The organism is Pinisolibacter sp. DMC100 (genome assembly GCF_056313705.1).
On record NZ_JBQUZT010000011.1, the window covers coordinates 36,935 to 54,264 of the forward strand.

Annotated in this window: 11 protein-coding genes; 6 read left to right on the plus strand and 5 right to left on the minus strand. The window is 65.8% G+C overall.

The window, feature by feature from the left end; all coding sequences use genetic code 11:
- Positions 1 to 56 precede the first annotated feature (56 nt).
- The 4 genes from ACT541_RS19920 to ACT541_RS19935 all read left to right on the plus strand — a co-directional run bounded on the left by ACT541_RS19920 (position 57) and on the right by ACT541_RS19935 (position 5,106).
- Positions 57 to 1,670, plus strand: coding sequence for a glycosyltransferase (locus ACT541_RS19920; protein ID WP_476139029.1), 1,614 nt, complete (start codon positions 57 to 59; stop codon positions 1,668 to 1,670).
- Complete coding sequence (locus ACT541_RS19925; protein ID WP_476139031.1) at positions 1,667 to 2,587, plus strand: NAD-dependent epimerase/dehydratase family protein; 921 nt, start codon at positions 1,667 to 1,669, stop codon at positions 2,585 to 2,587. The genes ACT541_RS19920 and ACT541_RS19925 overlap by 4 nt, the downstream gene beginning before the upstream one ends.
- Entirely contained in the window at positions 2,584 to 3,954 is a 1,371-nt protein-coding gene (locus tag ACT541_RS19930; RefSeq protein WP_476139033.1) for a glycosyltransferase family 4 protein, read from the plus strand. The genes ACT541_RS19925 and ACT541_RS19930 overlap by 4 nt, the downstream gene beginning before the upstream one ends.
- Positions 3,955 to 4,062: 108 nt before the next feature.
- Positions 4,063 to 5,106: a hypothetical protein gene (locus tag ACT541_RS19935; RefSeq protein WP_476139035.1), complete on the plus strand. Its 1,044-nt coding sequence runs from the start codon at positions 4,063 to 4,065 to the stop codon at positions 5,104 to 5,106.
- 26 nt (positions 5,107 to 5,132) lie between these two features.
- On the opposite strand, the gene ACT541_RS19940 is transcribed toward ACT541_RS19935, so the two are convergent.
- The 5 genes from ACT541_RS19940 to ACT541_RS19960 are packed head-to-tail and all read right to left on the minus strand — an operon-like array spanning position 5,133 to position 11,160.
- Positions 5,133 to 6,176 (minus strand): class I SAM-dependent methyltransferase, encoded by a 1,044-nt coding sequence (locus ACT541_RS19940; protein ID WP_476139037.1) that lies wholly within the window; start codon positions 6,174 to 6,176, stop codon positions 5,133 to 5,135.
- Positions 6,177 to 6,188: 12 nt separating this feature from the next.
- Positions 6,189 to 8,471 (minus strand): glycosyltransferase, encoded by a 2,283-nt coding sequence (locus ACT541_RS19945; protein ID WP_476139039.1) that lies wholly within the window; start codon positions 8,469 to 8,471, stop codon positions 6,189 to 6,191.
- A gap of 1 nt (position 8,472) precedes the next feature.
- Positions 8,473 to 9,687 carry a glycosyltransferase family 4 protein gene (locus ACT541_RS19950; protein ID WP_476139040.1) on the minus strand — a complete coding sequence of 405 codons (1,215 nt, stop codon included), beginning with the start codon at positions 9,685 to 9,687 and terminating at the stop codon, positions 8,473 to 8,475.
- A complete protein-coding gene (locus ACT541_RS19955) occupies positions 9,684 to 10,589 on the minus strand; it encodes a glycosyltransferase family 2 protein (protein ID WP_476139042.1) in 906 nt (301 codons plus the stop codon). The genes ACT541_RS19950 and ACT541_RS19955 overlap by 4 nt, the downstream gene beginning before the upstream one ends.
- 16 nt (positions 10,590 to 10,605) lie before the next feature.
- Positions 10,606 to 11,160 carry a hypothetical protein gene (locus ACT541_RS19960; RefSeq protein ID WP_476139044.1) on the minus strand — a complete coding sequence of 185 codons (555 nt, stop codon included), beginning with the start codon at positions 11,158 to 11,160 and terminating at the stop codon, positions 10,606 to 10,608.
- Between the two features lie 196 nt (positions 11,161 to 11,356).
- Here ACT541_RS19960 and ACT541_RS19965 point away from each other — a divergent pair, with 196 nt between their 5' ends.
- Entirely contained in the window at positions 11,357 to 16,288 is a 4,932-nt protein-coding gene (locus ACT541_RS19965; RefSeq protein ID WP_476139046.1) for a methyltransferase domain-containing protein, read from the plus strand.
- A complete protein-coding gene (locus ACT541_RS19970) occupies positions 16,285 to 17,316 on the plus strand; it encodes a GHMP family kinase ATP-binding protein (RefSeq protein WP_476139048.1) in 1,032 nt (343 codons plus the stop codon). The genes ACT541_RS19965 and ACT541_RS19970 overlap by 4 nt, the downstream gene beginning before the upstream one ends.
- Positions 17,317 to 17,330 lie beyond the last annotated feature (14 nt).

Consider the following 17,330-nt stretch of genomic DNA (forward strand, 5'->3'; position numbering starts at 1 on the left):
CGGGCGGGAACGGGGGCGGCGAGGGGGTGCCGTTTTGCCGATCGGCCGATTCTGATATGCTCGACTTGGTCGGTGTCGGATCGGCGTGCTCGTTTCGCGACGACGCATGCGGGCCTATGGTCGCCGAACGTGCTCGGAATTCGGGATACGGGTTGTGGGCTCGGCGACGATCGGGTCGCCGAAGTGCTCGATGGTTCGCTTCGTCGCATGGACGCCGCAGTTCGAATCGGGAGAACGGCGTTGTTCCATCGGCCTTCACGCGCAGTTCAGTCCACCCGGATGCCCATGACCAGATTTTCGCGCGAGAGCAGAGTGGGGCGTGCGACGTCGAATCCGAAGGCGCCGGCTCGATGAGGGTCCTGTTCGTCGTCCATCAGTTTCCGCCGTTGCACGAGACGGGGACGGAGACGTTGTGCCTGCGAACGGCGCAAGCGCTCAAGGCGCGCGGCCACGACGTGCTGGTGGCGACGGCTCGCCACGACATCGCCGTCGGCCGTCGGACGAGGCGACGCGTGGTCGAGGGTGTCGACGTCGTCGACGTTCCGACCGGAGGGTGGCGCCTCGTCGGGTCGATCGCGCGGCGCCTCTCCGAGACGGCGGGCCGGCGGGGCGTCGAGCGCGTGGTCGCGAACGTCGCCCGCGATTTCGCGCCCGATCTGGTTCATGTCCATCATGCGATGCACTTCGGCTTCGGCGTCGTTCCCCGATTCGAGGCGCCGGTCGTCTACACGGTCACGGATCGCTATCCGGTCTGCCCGTTCTTCACCGCGCTGCTCGAGGACGGACGCCGCTGCCATGCGCCCGGCAGCGATCTGACGGCGTGTGGCGATCACTGCGAGTCTCGGCTCGCGAGGCCGTTGCGACACGGCGTGGGGCGGGCGACGATCGGCCGCCTGCTCGCCGGCTCGCGTGCGAGCATCGGCGCCGCGCTCACGGCCCGCGGCGTGGCCGCGCGGCGCGCCGTGGCCGCGTCCGCACGTCTCATCACGGCGTCGACCGAGATTCGTGACGACCTGTTGCGGCTGGGGGCCGATCCCGGCCGTGTTCGTGTGGCGATGCATGCGGTTCCTCCGACGCCGGTCGCCGATCGCGAGGTCGCGGCGCCGTTGCGGATCGGGTTCTATGGTACGTTCCTGCCCCACAAGGGCGCCCACGTCCTGCTGGACGCGCTGAAGCGCCTGCCGCCCGATCTGCCCTTCGAGGCTCGACTGTGGGGGCATCACATGGGCAAGTCGCCCTATCGATCGACGATCGAGGGCATGGCGGCGAGCGATCCGCGCATTCGCCTCTGCGAGCGCGTTCCGCAGGCGGCGTTCGGAACGGTGTTGGGGTGGGCCGACGTGGTGGTGGTGCCTTCGCTCTGGAGTGAGAACGCCCCGTTGGTGTTGATGGCCGCACTGGAAGCGCGACGGTATGTCGTCGTCTCGGACGGGAGTGGTCTGGCGTCCTGCGTGCCGTCGCAACGCGAGGGACGCGTGGTGCCCACCGACGATCCCGCGGCGTTGGCGGATGCGCTCCGGGCTCTCCTGCGGGATCCGCGCCCCGTCGTGGACCTGCGCGACGCGCCTCGGCCGGAGAGTTCCTTTCCGCGATATGTCGACATGCTGCTCGACGAATACGGTGCCGCTCTCGAGGGGAGGCCGTGTCTCGGCCCCGGGGTAGTGCAATGAGGATCGTCGTCACCGGCGCCGACGGGTTCCTCGGGCGGCTTCTCACCATGCGTCTGGCGGCGCTCGGCCACGCGGTCGTCGCCGGCGTACGGCGCGAGCCGCAGCGGCCGCGTCCGGGAGCGGCGGAGGTCGTCGCCTACGATCTCGCCGACCAGCGTTCGGCCGATGCGCTCGTCGACGGGGCCGACGTCGTCTACCACCTCGCGTGGTCGACCATCCCGGCGACGGCCGAGGAGGACCCGCTCGGCGACGTGGCGACGAACGTCCTGGGATCGTTGCGGCTCATGGAAGCCGTCGCGCGATCCGGGCGGCGGCGGTTGGTCTTCACCTCGTCGGGCGGAACGCTCTACGGCAGCGCCGTCCACCCGGCGCGCGAGACCGATGCGATCGTGCCCGTCGGCTGCTACGGGATCGCCAAGGCGACCGTGGAGCAACATCTCGATCTGCACAATCGGCGCGGCACGCTCGATGCGGTGATCCTGCGCATGGCCAATCCGTTCGGCCCGGGGCAGATGCGATCCGGGCGGATGTTCGGCGTGATCGCGCATTTCGTGTCGCGCGTCGTGGCGGGCGAACCGATCGTCATCTTCGGCGACGGCACGGTGATACGCGACTTCCTGGCGGTCGAGGACGCCGTCGACGCTCTCGTTCGCGTCGGTCTCGGATCGACGGCCTCGACGCTCTACAACATCGGATCGGGGCGAGGGCGGTCGCTGGCCGAAGTCGCGCGGATCGTCATGGAGACGGTGGGACGCCGCGTCGCGGTCGACCATCTGCCGCCGCGCCGCTTCGATGCGCATCACTCGGTGCTCGACGTCGGTCGCGCCGCCGGCGAACTCGACTGGCGTCCGCGGACGCCCTTCGAAGTCGCGGTCGCGCGGCTGGCGGAACTCCACGAGAAGGAGCCGGAGACATGAAGGTGGCGCTGGTCGTCCACTGCTTCTTTCCCACGCACTTCTACGGCACCGAGGCCTATACGCTGACGCTCGCCAAGGGGCTGGTCCGGTGTGGACACGAGGTGACCGTCGTTTCGGCCACGTTCGTCGGAGAGCCGGAACAGAGCGAGCCGCTCGAGGAGCGCGTCCACGACGGAATTCGCGTCGTCTCGATCGACAAGAACGCCTGGCCGCATGCCGACGTTCGCGAGACCTGGGATCAACCGGCGATGCGGCCGGTGCTCGGCCGGGTGTTCGATCGGATCGAGCCCGATCTCGTCCACGTCTGTCATCTGATCAATCACACGCGGGCTCTGCTCGACGTCCTCGCCGAACGGGGAATCCCGACGGTGGCGACGCTGACCGACTTCTTCGGCATCTGCTACAACAACCGCCTGGAGGCCGCCGACGGCTCGGTCTGTCGAGGTCCTTCGGCCGACCGGTCCAACTGTCTCGCCTGCTACCTGAAGGCTGCGGGCGCGCGCCCGGAGGCGGACGCGGTGACGCGCCTGGCGAGCGGGCGCTTCGCGCGACCGATCGCCAAGGCCCTCGCGATCGGTGCGAGGCTGTCGGGCGGGCGCATGACGGTCGCCGGGTTCCGAACGGGCGACATCGTCGATCGTGCCGACCGACTGCGCGAGGCCTGGGCCGTGTGCCGGGGTGCCATCGCGCCGACGCAGATGCTGAAGTCCGCCTATGAGGCGAACGGCTTTCCCGCCGCGATTCGCCTGTCGCGGTTCGGCATCGACATCGATCGCGCGATCAAGCCGCGTGGTCCGGAGGGGCGTATTCGACTGGCCTATGTGGGGCAGCTGGCGCCCCACAAGGGCGTCCACGTGCTCATCGACGCGTTGGCGCAGGTCGCCTCGCCGGCGCTCGAGCTGACGATATGGGGATCGACGGCCCAGGATCCGGCCTATGCGTCGGACCTCGCGGAGCGCGCCGAGGGCCTTGCCGTCACCTTTGCCGGCACGTTCGCGGTCGAGCGGATGGCCGAGGTCATGGCCGAGATCGATTGTCTCGTCATCCCGTCGACTTGGCCCGAGAACAGCCCGCTCGTGCTGTTGCAGGCCCTGGCGACCCATACGCCGGTGATCGTGTCCGACGTCGAGGGGCTGACCGAGCTGGTCCGACCGGGAGAGAACGGGCTGACGTTCCCGCGCGGCGATGTCGACGGCCTGGCTCGGGTGTTGCGGGTGTTGGTGAATCGGCCGGAGACGGCTGCGATGCTGTCGGCAGGGACGCACTATGCGCGCACGCCCGACGACATGGTCGACGAGGTGGTGGCGCTCTACGACGAGGTCATGGCCGACACCGGCGCCGTCGGGTCGGGCCGGGCGGACGGTTAGGTCGACTGGCGCCGCGTCTCCCCGCTCGAGGCCGGACCGACGGTGGCGTTCGCGACTCCGCTGCGCTAGATTGCCCCGACCTTCTGCTCATTTCTCGCGGCATTTCGGATGTTGTTCAGTATCGATGAAGATCAGGGCGGCTGGATCATCGGCTGGATCATGCCGAACAATCCGAACACGACCCCGGTCGTCGAAGTCCACTTGCCGGATGGCGTCGTCTGCACCGTCCCTGCGATGCATTATCGCCCACTTCTGAAGACCCAGGGACTGCACAACACCGGCATCTGCGGCTTCGTCTGCGACGAGAACAACACGCCGGGTCTCGGCGCCGCGGAAGACCTGTCGATCTATTGCGCCGATACCGGCGTTCTCATCTACCGGCGCCCCGGGAATCGCAAGTTTCTCCAGACACGATGCCTGCATCTGGAAACACGGTTGTTTGCCGCGTCGAAATATATCGCGACCGACAATTTCCAGATGGCCTATCGGAATGCCGAGACACTTCCCGACGAGACGTTGGGGGCCGTCCTGGGCATCGCCTTCAGCGCCTCCATTTTCGTCTCCGGGCGACTGAACTATCAGGCTTTCGCGCCGATCGTGCGCGATCGCGGCTTCAAGGTCGTTCTGCTGCTGCGTGATCCTCTCGACGAGCTGGCTGAGCGTCTGACGATCCTCAAATGGGCGACGGCGAACGGTCGCGACGACATTCTCGTCCATTTCGAGGCGTCGGTCCCGGACACGAAGGCCGATTTCGGCAAACTGGATCTCCAGTCGGCGGAATCGGTCGCGGCTCGACTCGGGGCGCTGTCACCGGCGACACGGCGCATTCTCTCGAACCCGGTCGTGCGCCAGTTGACGCAGCTCTCGCCCGACGACGAGATCGATCCGTTCGCCGTCTCGATCGCCCTGGACGTTCTGGCCGATTTCGCCGCCGTGGGATTCGACCGGCACTTGCCGATCGCCCTCGAGACCTTTCAGGCCGTGACTGGCGACGAAGGCCCCGTGCCGGACTTCGCCTTCGGCGGGTCGGCCCAGGTCGCGGCGCTGGCCGCCTCGCTGCGGACGCTTCCCGTCGCCGCCGAGTTGATCGAACTCGATCAGTCCGTCTACCGAGCCGCACTCCAGGCCCATTCTCGCGTCGGCGCCTCGTAGGGGATGCCGGCGGTTCGAGCCGGCGGCTAAGCCGTCTTTCGCAGCCACATCGCGCTGCCCGGATCGACGAGAAAGTTCGGGACGGTCTCCGCGATCGCGTCATGCGCGACCGTTCTCATGAAGTCATTGAAGAAGACGATCTCGAACGACGGGTTGAATTGCAGAAACGCCCGGACGGCATAGAGTTCGTTCCACGACCTGCCTTCGTCGACGACCCACGACTCGGGGTATTCGAACGGGAAGAACATGTCGTGGATGTGCACGAGGACGCCCGGCCGCAGGCGGGGCAGGACTTCGAACAGTTCGAAACAGACGTCGCTGCCGGTCTTCAGGACGTGGGTCGAGTCGATGATCAGCATGTCGTCCTGCCGAAGCCGATCGAAGATTTCGAGCGGCACGGATTGGACCGGCCTGTCGATGGCCGTGAAACGCCCCTCATCTCCGGGCTCGAGCAGAGACCGCAATGTGTCCGGGTAGGGATCGATCGACGTGAGGTCGGGCTTCCAATCCGGAACGCGGTCCATCGTGTCGCGAATGCAGGCGCTGGAGTGACCGCAGCCGACCTCGATGATGTGCCGTGGCCGAAAATGAACCAGCATGGCGTTCAGCAACAGGCCGTCGCCCCACGAATAGGCACCGTTGTCGAAGTAGTAGCGCAGTCCCGGCTGCTTCTCGGCCCGAAACGGCGCCTTCAGCATGGTGGGGGCCAGTTGCCCCCAGAGAGCGTGCATCGCCGCCAGGTCCAACGAAATGCCGGGCAGGGCGGCCGCCGGGCTGCGATCGCGCACGGCGGCGAGGTGCTCGGTGACCGTCTCTGGTGCCACGATGGGCGAATAGAAGTGGCCGGGCGCCACGAAGGGTTTGGCGCGAAGGTCGTGTTCGGGCGACCGCATCAGTCGTTGCACGACATCGGACGGAGCGACGCCCTCCATCAGCAGCGGAAGAAAGTACGCGTATTCGTGCTCCAACGGCGCGCGCCGGAACATGGCGGCAAACACGGCGTCCAGGAACATCCGATGTTCGGCCGCTGCCTTGGACCGCAGGAATTTCATCGGAAGAAAGCGGAACATGTCGGCCTCGGATCACCGTGGATTCGTCTTCAGGCCATCGAGCAGCCAGCGGATGCGTCTTCTGGCGGCGTCGACGGAATAGTCCTTCGCTGCCAGCTCTATTCCTGCTTCGGAAATGCGATCCCAGAGCCGGTCGTCGCGGCAGAGGCGGACGATGGCGGTCGCGAAGGCTTCGGCGCCTTCCGCGATCATCGCGTTCTCGGAATCGGTGAGGGCCATGCCTTCGGCCGCCTGTGGCGTGACGACGCTCGGCAGACCCGCGGCGAGTGCGCCGACGACCTTGCCCTTGATTCCCGCGCCGAAACGAAGCGGCGCCACGTTGACCCGGGCCCTGCCGTAGATCTCGGAGAGATCGTCGACATGGCCGAGGCAGCGAATCCCGATCGACGGATCGTCTCGACGAGTGACCCGTTCCGGGGCATCGGCGCCGCAGATGAGGAGAACCGCCTCCGGCAGCGCCGCTCGGACCAGGGGCCAGATCTCGTCGCAGAGAAAGTCGACGGCGTCGAGATTGGGCCGGTGGCCGAACCCGCCGATGAAGAGCACGTCCGCCGTGCTCGGTCGCGGCACGAGACGACCGGGTATCGGACGCATGAGCGGGACGAGATGCAGGTTGGCGCGCGGCGCCAATCGCGACGCGAGTTCATGCTCGAAGGTGCTGACCACGATCGCCGCGTCGGCCGCCGTGATTGCCTCGATCTCGCGGTGCCGGAGACTTTCGGCTTCGGCTCTTCCTTCGTCGGATCGGGCGAATTCGGCCTCTCGCGCCTGACGCAGGAAATGCAGATCGACCGTGTTGAAGATCGTCTTCGCCCGGGGGGCGACCGCACGAACCAGAGGAAGGAGCGACGCGGCCACGGTGATCCGATTGATCACGACGAGGTCGTAGTCCGCGGCTTCCTGTTTGACGAAGGCCGCCGCATCGTCGAGGCGCGGCTCGACGGGCGTCCGCACGCCGAGACGCCGCAGATCGTCGGTGTACCGGCCCGCGTGGGCGCGCTCGTAGACCGGAACGAAGGTCACGTCATAACCGGCTTCCTGGAAGATCCGGATCAACCAGACGACGTCGTTCGATCCCGAATCGCGGTCGGGCTTCGGTGTCGCGGCGTCGAACATCAGGAGGCGGGGCCTGCGACGACGGATGAGGGGCGCGATGCTGGCATGCCATGCGACGACGGCCGGATCGAGGGGCTCGCCACCGGGCCAGGCGTCGGCCGCCGGGGTGTCGAGCGACACGAACGGCTCGACGCAGAGGCGATAGCCGTTCTCCCGAACGCGCTGACTGTAGTCGATCACGGCCGGCAGCAGGCCACCCGTTCCGGCGCGCAATCCGCCGAGCGCGACATAGAGCGACTTGTCGACGGCGAGGCAGCCGCTGGCCGCGAACTCGATGTTCTGGACGCGCATGGCCCGGTCGTCGTCCGTGCGCATGCCGGCCAGCGACGGCTGCAACCTGCCGCCGGTGTCCGCGATCTCCGCGCCGGCCCAGGCGATCGCATCGCCGCACGTCACGAGCCCGCAGGCGGCGGCGATCGTCGCGTCGCATTCGAAGAGACGGGCGAAGGCGTCGAGCGCACCGGCGGAAAGCGTGCCGGGGCGGGAGACGACCAGCACGAAGCGGCCGGATGCCCTTCGAATGATCCGATCGAGATGCTCGGCGGGATCGACGTCGCCGATCATCGGCGCATGGCGCAGTCCGACGGATTCCTCGACCGGAGCACCGCTGGCGACGACGACGTCGAGCGTGCCGGCTGCGGCCTCGGCACGGAACCCATCCGCGAGGCCGAAGAAATCGTCGTCGTGGCGCTCGGAGAGAAAGACCAGGGTGGCGTCGGCGTCCGCCCGTCCGGGAACGCGGGCCGCTTCGTAGGTCGACCGTTCCGCGTACGTGCGAACCGCGAATGCGGGCCTCTCCGCGCGCGGCGCCGAGAGGCTCCGAACCAGGCGGCGCGGTGCGCCGACCGCCCAATCCAGCAATCGTCCGGCTCGCCAGGCCAGGGACGACCTGATGGCCGCGATCTCGCGCGCGAGGATCTCGTTTTCGGAACGCAGACGGCGCAGGTCGGATTCCGTCTGCAGAACGATGCCGTTGAGGCGATGGATGTCGCGTCGGAGCGAGGTGTTGCGCCGAGACACTTCGTTCGCTTCCACCTGCGCGGCGTCGAGCGCGTCGCGCTGCGTCACCGAGAGCGTGATCGCGCGCGCCCAGGCGTGGATCAGCCGATCCGTGGCATCGCTCGGGATCTCGGCATCCTCGGTGGGCCTCGACGTCTGGTGGGTCGGCTGCTCTTCCATCTCAGCGGGTCCATTGCAGCGCGAGCTCGATCCTGTCGAGCATTCGATCCAGCGTGTACCTCAGCGCGGCGCGGCGGCCCGCCTTCGCCATCGCGGCGCGCGCGCCGGGGGCCTTGATCTGACGAACGATGGCCTCGGCGAGCGACGCGGCATCGCCGTGGCGAAACAGCAGCCCGCACCGTCCGTCCTCGACGACCTCCGGGTTGCCTCCGGTGCGCGACGCGATCACGGGGATGCCGCTGGCCATCGCCAGAAGCAGCGTGAGCGAGAAGGGTTCATAGAGCGACGGAAAAAGATAGAGGTCGTGACCGTTGAAGAGCGCCGGCAGAGCCGCCTCCGCGACCTCGGGGACGAAACGCACGCAGTCGCCGAGTTCGAGTTCGGCGACGAGGTTCTGCAGGCGATCCCGATACGCGACGTCACGGGCGTCGCCGACGATCGTCAGGCGCAGGTCACATTCGTCGGCGAGACGGCGACGCGCCGATGCCAGCGCCTCGATGGCGGTGTGAGCACCCTTGATCTCCACGAGCCGCCCGGCGAACAGCAGGTCGGCCGAACCCTGTCGGCGCAGGTGATCGCGCTCCGGCAGCGTGTCCCCCGTGATCGGTGGGACGATGCCGTTGTGGATCACGGTCGCCGCGGAGAACGAACAGCCGGCATACGCGTGCAGATCCCGAACGAACTGCGATCCGAAGATGGCGTGGCTGCGAATCGGCTCGGCCGCGGGGAAGCGCGCATCCGCACCGAACGGCTGGTCGCCGTGTACGTGATCGGCGAAGAAGCGGGCCACGCGATCGGGGTTCCGTGCGGCGACCAACCAGTTGTCCGTGAGAAACAACGCGCTGGGGATGGGCAGGGCGCAGATCTCATCCAGGAGCGATCCGTCCAGGAAATAGAGGTTCCAGGCAAAGATCAGGTCGGGGCGCAATTGCGAGACGACGGCACGCAACGCCGCGACGTTGTGATCCGCGATGGCCTGCCGTTCTTCCTCGCCGTATCGGCAGGGGGCATAGATGTCTTCGTAGTTCGCGGCCAGTTGCAGCTCGCGTGTCACGCCGAACAGGCTCGGTTGCGGTGCGTCGCCACCGAAGTCGCTCGTCAACACGTCGATCTGGTGCCCGCGCTCCGCCAAACCCTGCGCCACTTGCGCGCACAGCCGCTCGTAACCGCCGATCGTGTGCGGTTCGAAGAAGTTCGAGACGAACAGGATCTTCACGCTGCGGCCTTCGAAAGTTTTTCGATGACATCGAGATCGGAAAAAATCTTGCTGTCGATCAGGCTGGTTGCCGGGTGTTCGGAGAAATAATTCCTACAGACCGTCACTGCGGGCCCGAGCCCGTGCATGTACAGCATTTCCTCGAAGGACTTCAGATCGATGCCGAGACTGTCGGCGTAGATCTCTCGATAGAAACCCAAGACGAGCGCCAGCTCCGCTTTGACTTTCTGGGCGCCCTCGCTGATCGTGTTCGCGCCGTGTGTCCTGTACCCCAGCAGTTTCGCGGGAAGGTAGGATACCTTGCGGCCGTGCGCCAAGAGCCGCAGCAGAAAGTCCAGATCGTGCACATAGCGCAGGTTGGCGAAGCCGCCGACTTCTTCGAAGAGATCGCGGCGAAACACGAAGTTCGACGTCGAGACCGCGAAGTTCGCTTCCATCAGGCTCAGGCTCATGGCCCGTGTGCTCATGAAATTCGCCGTGGCTCGTTCGTACCACGCGTTTTCGACGGCCAGACCTTCCCTGTCGATGAACTCGACGCCGGTGAAGACCGCATCGATCGACGGATCGCGTTCGAGGGTCGACAGCGCGGTTTCCAGACGTGTCGGGGCGAACACGTCGTCGGAATTCAGGATGGCGACGAGCGGATGTCTCGCGAGCTCGATGCCCGCATTGATGGCCGTGTGCGCGCCGGCATTGGCTTGCCGGCGGAACACGATGTTCGGCCAGATCTTTCCGGCCTCGTCCATGATCTCCGCGGATCGGTCGGTCGATCCGTCGTCGATGACGACGACTTCGTCGGGCTTGTGGGTCTGCGTGAACAGGCTCGCCAGAGAATGGGCGACATATCGCGAATGATTGTAGAGCGGTATCACCACGGAGACGCCCAACGAGCCGCTCGCCATCGGATCAACCCTCCGATCAGTCCGTGAACTCGATCGTCTTCATGCAGATCCCGAGGACGCGCGCATCTTCACCGAGGCCGACGGAGCTGGGAGAGACCGCCGTGGGAATGACGAAGCTCAAGACGTTGCCGCGCGTGGCGAACTGAAGCGATCGAAGATCGAACGTCGTGCGGCAATAGCCGGTCGCCTTCACGAAACCGACGAACCATCCATTGAGATAGACCCAAACCTGCTGTTCACGGACGGCGGCGCCATGGGTGAAGGCATCGAACTCGACGACGATCTTCTTGTCGTTGCGCGGCGCTGCGGCACGGAACCGAAACTCGGCGGTGGTTTCGGACGTCCAGGTCATCAGGGCATGCTCGGTCGCCGTCGACCACCCCGCACCCAGATAGGGTGACGCGTTGCCGTCGAAGCCGAATCCGATCAGCTCGTTGAGCGTCAAATGTTCCATTTCGAGATGCCTTCCCCGTTGTAGACTGCGGCGCGAAAAAAGTACTTCATTCAATGAGATGGTGTCCACACGCGGATCGCCGAGAAATCCCTTGCCAAGGCGCAGAGGAGCTGTCAATAGACGAAATCCCGACGGGGCATCACCCACAGGCAATCATAACTTGCGTGTGCTTCCGTGTCTCGGTCGTTGTCCGGCTCGCAATCCATTCGGTTTCATGCTGAGACGGCAAAGGTGTTGAGACGTTCTCGCTCTGCTCCCGGTTTTGGGGCTATGTTTGCTGTGATTTGCTCGTCCGCTCGCCTTGGGAAGCGTCATGAATGACGAACTCGAACGGTTCCTGCCGCAGTTGCGTGGCCGAATTGCCTATGAGCACAAGCATCGATATGCGCTCTGTTCGGCTTTCGTTCGAGACCGGCGCGTGTTGGACGTCTCCTGCGGCGAGGGCTACGGATCGGCGTTCCTGGGGCAATTCGCGCGGGACGTGGTCGGTGTCGACCTCGATCAGGCCACGATCAATCGCGCGAGGAAGACCTATGCCTCGAGCCGGAACGTCCGGTTCGAACAGGGGGATTGCCGGAAGCTGCCGTTCCGGGACGGCAGTTTCGACGTCGTCGTCTCGTTCGAGCTGATCGAACACATTCCCGACGGCGACCTCCTCATCGCCGAAGCGAGGCGTGTCCTGAAGCCCGGTGGTCTGCTGGTCATCTCGACGCCGGAACGCACGATATACAACCGGTATCTCAAAGAGCCCAATCGGCATCACGTGCACGAATATGCCGCGGACGAATTTCACGCGGCGCTGAGCGCGGAATTTCCGCAAGTGCGCATGCTGGGTCAGCGATTCAATCTCGGATCGTTCGTGACGCTGCCGCCGGACCTCGGTTCGGACGCCTCGTCCTATCGCGGATATCTGGGGGGCGAGGCCGACGTCGGGATCAGTGTGGCTCCCGGCCTGGCTCCGGCTCGCGAAGCCGAATATCTGATCGCATTCTGCAGCGATGGCCCGTTGCCCGACCTCGCGGAGGCGCTCTCGGTCTATGTCGATCCCGCCGACGATCTGTTCCTCGACTACGAGAAGGTCGTCGCCTGGGCGTCGAACGTCCACGACGAGGACGAGAAACTGCGTCGGCGCGTGAACGCCCTCGTCGAGGAGAGACAGGCGCTCGAAGCGCGTCTGGCGACGGAGGCGGGCCGCGCCGAACTCTATGAGCAGATGGCGAAGCGTGGGCAGGCCCTGGCGCAGACGCTGACCGACGAGGCGCGCGACGCCGCGCGGCGCCATGACGAGTCGGTTGCCGAGCGGAACGCTCGTGTCGGTCAGATGGCCGAGGCCCTGCGCGATGCCGAAGCCGGGCAGCGTGAGGCTCGCCTGCGCCTCGACGAGGCGACGGCCGAGAACGAGGCGCTGAGGCGTCGGTTCGATCTGCTGAGCGGAGACTTCGACCAACTGCGCGATCGACATGATCGTGTCCAGGCGGAAAACCTGTCGCTCGCGACGCGGATTCGCGAGCGTGACGGTGAGATCCGTTCGTCCTCGTTGCGCCTCGAAGCGGCCGAATCTGCCTTGCAGGATTGCCGGCGCGAGCAGATCGCGTCCGAGCATGCGCGGCAGGTCCTGCAGCTGGAGATCGCCGCTCATCAGGCGACGATCGCCGCCGATCGCGAGACCCGTGCCGCCGCCTCGGAGGCTGCGCGTGTCGAAATCGACGAATTGCGGGCGTCCGTCGCCGAAGCCGCGGATCGACTGGCCCATACCGAAGACGTCAACGCCCACCTCGAGGCGGAACGCGTGAAGTCCGAGGCGAGAGTGGAGGCGCTGGTGTCGAAGAGCGAGAGACTGGAAAAGCGGATCATTGCGGCCAACGAGGCCAGCGCAGCCGAAGCGAAGCGGGCGACCGATGCGCTCCGCAGCGCTCTCGGTCGGGTTGCCGCCCTGTCCGCCCATGCGGACATGGCCGCCCTGGTCGCCGACTGCCAGGACAGGATTCGTCGCTCGACCATTGCTCTGCGGATGAGCGGGAAGGTCCGTGGCTTCGTCGCAGGGGCGGCGCAGGTCAGCCCCCCCCGTCTCGGGCGCGGCCGCCGAATATCCCGGCTCGCCGACCAGCTGCGGGCGCGTGGTCTCTTCGCCGACGACTGGTATGCCGATGCCCATGCGGATCGGATCGGTGCGGAAAAGCCGTTCGATCACTTCCTCCGCGAGGGATTGTGGCAGGGACTGGATCCGCACCCGCTGTTCATGGGGGCGTGGTATCGCGAGCGGGTCGGAACGGACCTTCCGCACGGGCTGACGGCGATCGAACACTACCTCGCCCGGCGCGACTACGACGCGCTGGCGGCCCATCCGCTCTTCGATCACGCCTATTACTGCGAACGCTATCCCGACGTCGCCGCGGCCAAGATCGATCCGCTCAGCCACTATCTCGACAACGGCTGGCGCGAGGGGCGGCATCCGCACCCGCTGTTCGACCCCGACTATTACTCGGAAGCGCGCTCGGAGGCGGCTCGGGCTCACCCGATTGCGCTGATCGACTACCTCGTCGATCCGGATGCGAGCCCGCATCCGCTCTTCGATTCCCACTGGTACTGCGAGACCTACTTCGATCTCCTCGGCGACGCGAACCCGCTCGTCCACTATCTTTCGACCGGATGGCGGATCGGCTGTAAGCCGCATCCCTTCTTCGACAACGACTGGTACCTCGCGAAGACCCCGGATCTGGCGTCGAGCGACACCGCCCCGCTGGCGCACTATGCGCGGATCGGGTGGAAGGAACCTCGTTCCCCGCATCCGATGTTCGACGCCGCCTGGTATGTCGCCGAGTATCCGGACGTCGTCGCCGCAGACGTGCCGCCACTGGTCCATTTCATCGCCAGCGGCGCGCGCGAAGGGCGCCGTCCCAACGGCAGTCCGGCGGTCCAGGCCTATTACGAGGTGTTCGCCGGTGCGGCGCGCGAGGTCGCCGATTTCTTCCTCGGACGCTTGAGGGCGCCGGACGTTCGGCGTGCGGCCGATCGATCGGTCAATGTCGTTCAGGGCGCCTTCGGGGCCAACGCGACGGCGACCGACGCTCGACATCCGCATGCTCCGGCCGAGACGGACCAGTATTGGTTGCCGCAGGGCCTGCGCGACTATGTCCTCGATCGCTTCGGCGAAGCCGCGGTCGCGCCGATCGGCGATCTGATGGCTCTGGTCGAGCGTTTCGGATTTGGCGGAACGGCGTTCGAAGCGTCGCCGCAGTTCGGCGAACTGGCGGAACGCGTTCGCCTGGAAGCGAGCCGGCACGCCGTGGAAGCTCCGGACGTCTCGATCGTCGTGCCGGTCCACAACGGTCTGGTCTACACGCTCACCTGCCTCGCCTCGCTCTTCCTCTGGCCGTGTGACCTGAGCTTCGAGGTCATCGTCGCCGACGATGCGTCCACGGATGGAACGAACGACTGCATGCAGACGATGGCGGGCGCCGTCGTTCATGTCCGTCAGGAGGCCAATCTCGGATTCCTGCGCAACTGCAATGCCGCGGCCGAGAAGGCGCGGGGTCGGTACGTCGTGTTCCTGAACAACGACACGATCCTCTTGCCGGGTTGGCTGGATGCCCTCGTTCGTCCTCTGATGAAGGACGCGTCGATCGGAATGACGGGGTCCAAGCTCCTGAATGGAGACGGCACGCTGCAGGAGGCGGGCGGGATCTTCTGGAACGACGGATCGGCCTGGAACTTCGGGCGCAATCAAGATCCCCGCATGCCGGAGTTCAATTACACGAAGGACGTCGACTATTGTTCGGGGGCTTCGATCGCCCTGTCCATCGATGTCTGGCGCCGGACCGGTGGCTTCGATCCGATCTTCGTCCCCGCCTATTGCGAGGATTCCGACCTCGCATTCCGCCTTCGCGAGGAAGGCCTTCGGGTCGTCTACACGCCGCACTCCGAGGTGATCCACCACGAAGGCCGCAGCCATGGCCGCGACACGTCGAGTGGGATCAAGGCCTATCAGGTCGCCAACAACGAGAAGCTGCTGGCGCGGTGGGCGGACGTGTTGAAGCGCGATCACTTCGACAATGCCGAGAACGTGGTTCTCGCCCGAGACCGGTCGCGCGGGAAGCCGCACATTCTCATGGTCGACCACTATATTCCGCAGTGGGATCGCGACGCGGGTTCCAGAACCGTCTATCTCTACGTCAGGCTCTTCGTCGATCAGGGTTTTCAGGTCACCTTCTGGCCGGACAACCTGTTCGAAGATCGCAAGTACTGCCGTGTCTTGCAGTCGATGGGCGTCGAGGTGATCTACTCGTCGGCCTATGTCGATCGTTTCGGCGATTGGTATGCTGAACACGCGCCCTATTTCGACTACGTCTATCTCAGCCGTCCCCATATCGCGATGAAATATATCGACGCCATTCGGCGATATGGCGATCAGGAAATACTGTACTACGGCCACGACATTCACTGGCAGCGCAACGAGCGGGAATACGAGCTGAGCGGCGATCCGCAGTTGCTCGTCAGGGCGCGGGAGGCGCGGGAACTGGAGGTCGACCTCTGGCGGGCCTGCGACACGATCCTCTATCCCAGCCAGGACGAGATCGACGTCGTTCGCGACGTCGTCGGCGACGACAAGGCGGCTGCCGCCATTCCCATGGCCTATTACGGTCCCGAAGAGACGGCGCTGGGAGAAGCCAACGTATCGAAGCTGTCGTCGAGCGATGCCCACGCGTTGATGTTCGTCGGCGGCTTCTCGCACGGGCCGAACGTCGATGGCGTTCGCTGGTTCGTCGAAGAGGTTCTGCCGCTGCTTCTCGCCGACGACCCGCGTTGGCATCTGGTGGTCGCAGGGTCCAACGCCACGCCGGAGATCCGCGCCTACGACAGCCCCAACGTGAAGATCGCCGGGCAGATCAGCGACGAGGAACTCGGAGCGCTCTATGCGTCCTCCGGTGCCGCGATCGTTCCCCTGCGGTACGGCGCCGGCGTGAAGGGCAAGGTGATCGAGGCCTTCGTCAAGGGCGTGCCGGTCTTCACCACACGCACCGGCATTCAGGGGATCCCCGACGGCGAGAACCTGGCCTTCGTCGCCGAGAGCGCCGAAGACTTCGCGGCGGCGCTGATCTCGTCGGCGAAGGACGATGCGGTCCGGGTCCGGAAGGCGGAGAACGCGCTGGCCTTCATTCGTGAACGCTATTCCGCCGAGGGGGCGATGGCCTGCCTGGCGCCGTTCATCTCCGAATTCGATCGCAAGCTCGAGAAGAACCCATGATTCGTAGTCGCGCACCACTCCGGCTGGGCCTCGCCGGCGGAGGAACGGATCTGTCGCCCTTCTGCGACGAGTACGGCGGCGCCGTCCTCAACTGCACGATCGATCGCTACGCATATTGCTTTCTCGAGTTCCGCACCGACGGCAAGGTCGTCTTCGAGGCGCGCGACATCGATCGACGCGAGGAACACGAGGCCGGCAAGGCGCTCGACATCTCGCAGGGACTGCGCCTGCATCGGTGCCTCTACAACCATTTCCTTCCGCTCTCGCCTGAGTTGGCGTGGGGCGTCAACGTCGCGACGACGGTCGATGCGCCGGCCGGCTCCGGTCTCGGATCGTCCTCGGCGCTGGTCGTCGCGATGTGCGAGGCTTTCGGGGTGGCGACGACGACGCCTCTGGGCCTCTACGATCTCGCCCATCTCGCCTATCGGATCGAGCGGATCGAACTCGACCTCGCCGGCGGCCGGCAGGATCAGTATGCCGCGGTCTTCGGTGGCATGAACTTCATCGAGTTCCTCGCGAACGATCGCGTCATCGTCCAGCCGCTCCGACTGCGCACCGACATCCTGAGCGAGATCGAGACGTCTCTCGTCATCTGCTTTTCCGGTGTCTCCCGAAAGTCGGAGGACATCATCCGAGACCAGATCGGAAACATGCACAAGCAGGAGCGCAAGGCCCTCGACGGGTTGTTCGCGCTGAAGGACGGTGCTCTGGCGATGCGGCAGGCGGTGCTTCTGGGCGATGTCCCGGAACTGGCGCGCATTCTGAACCGCTCTTGGGAATCGAAGAAGCAGACGGCCGGTTCGGTGACGAGCGACCGGATCGAGACGCTCTTTCAGGTCGGGCTCGACGCCGGTGCGCTGGCCGGAAAGGTGTCCGGCGCGGGGGGCGGTGGCTTCCTGATGTTCGTCGTTCGTCCGGAAGATCGTATTCGCGTGATCAATGTCCTGAACGCCAACGGTGGAAACGCCAGTCCGGTTCACTTGACGTCGCAAGGGGTCGAATCCTGGATGAAGCCGGTTCGTCGATGACCGCAGGGTCTCTT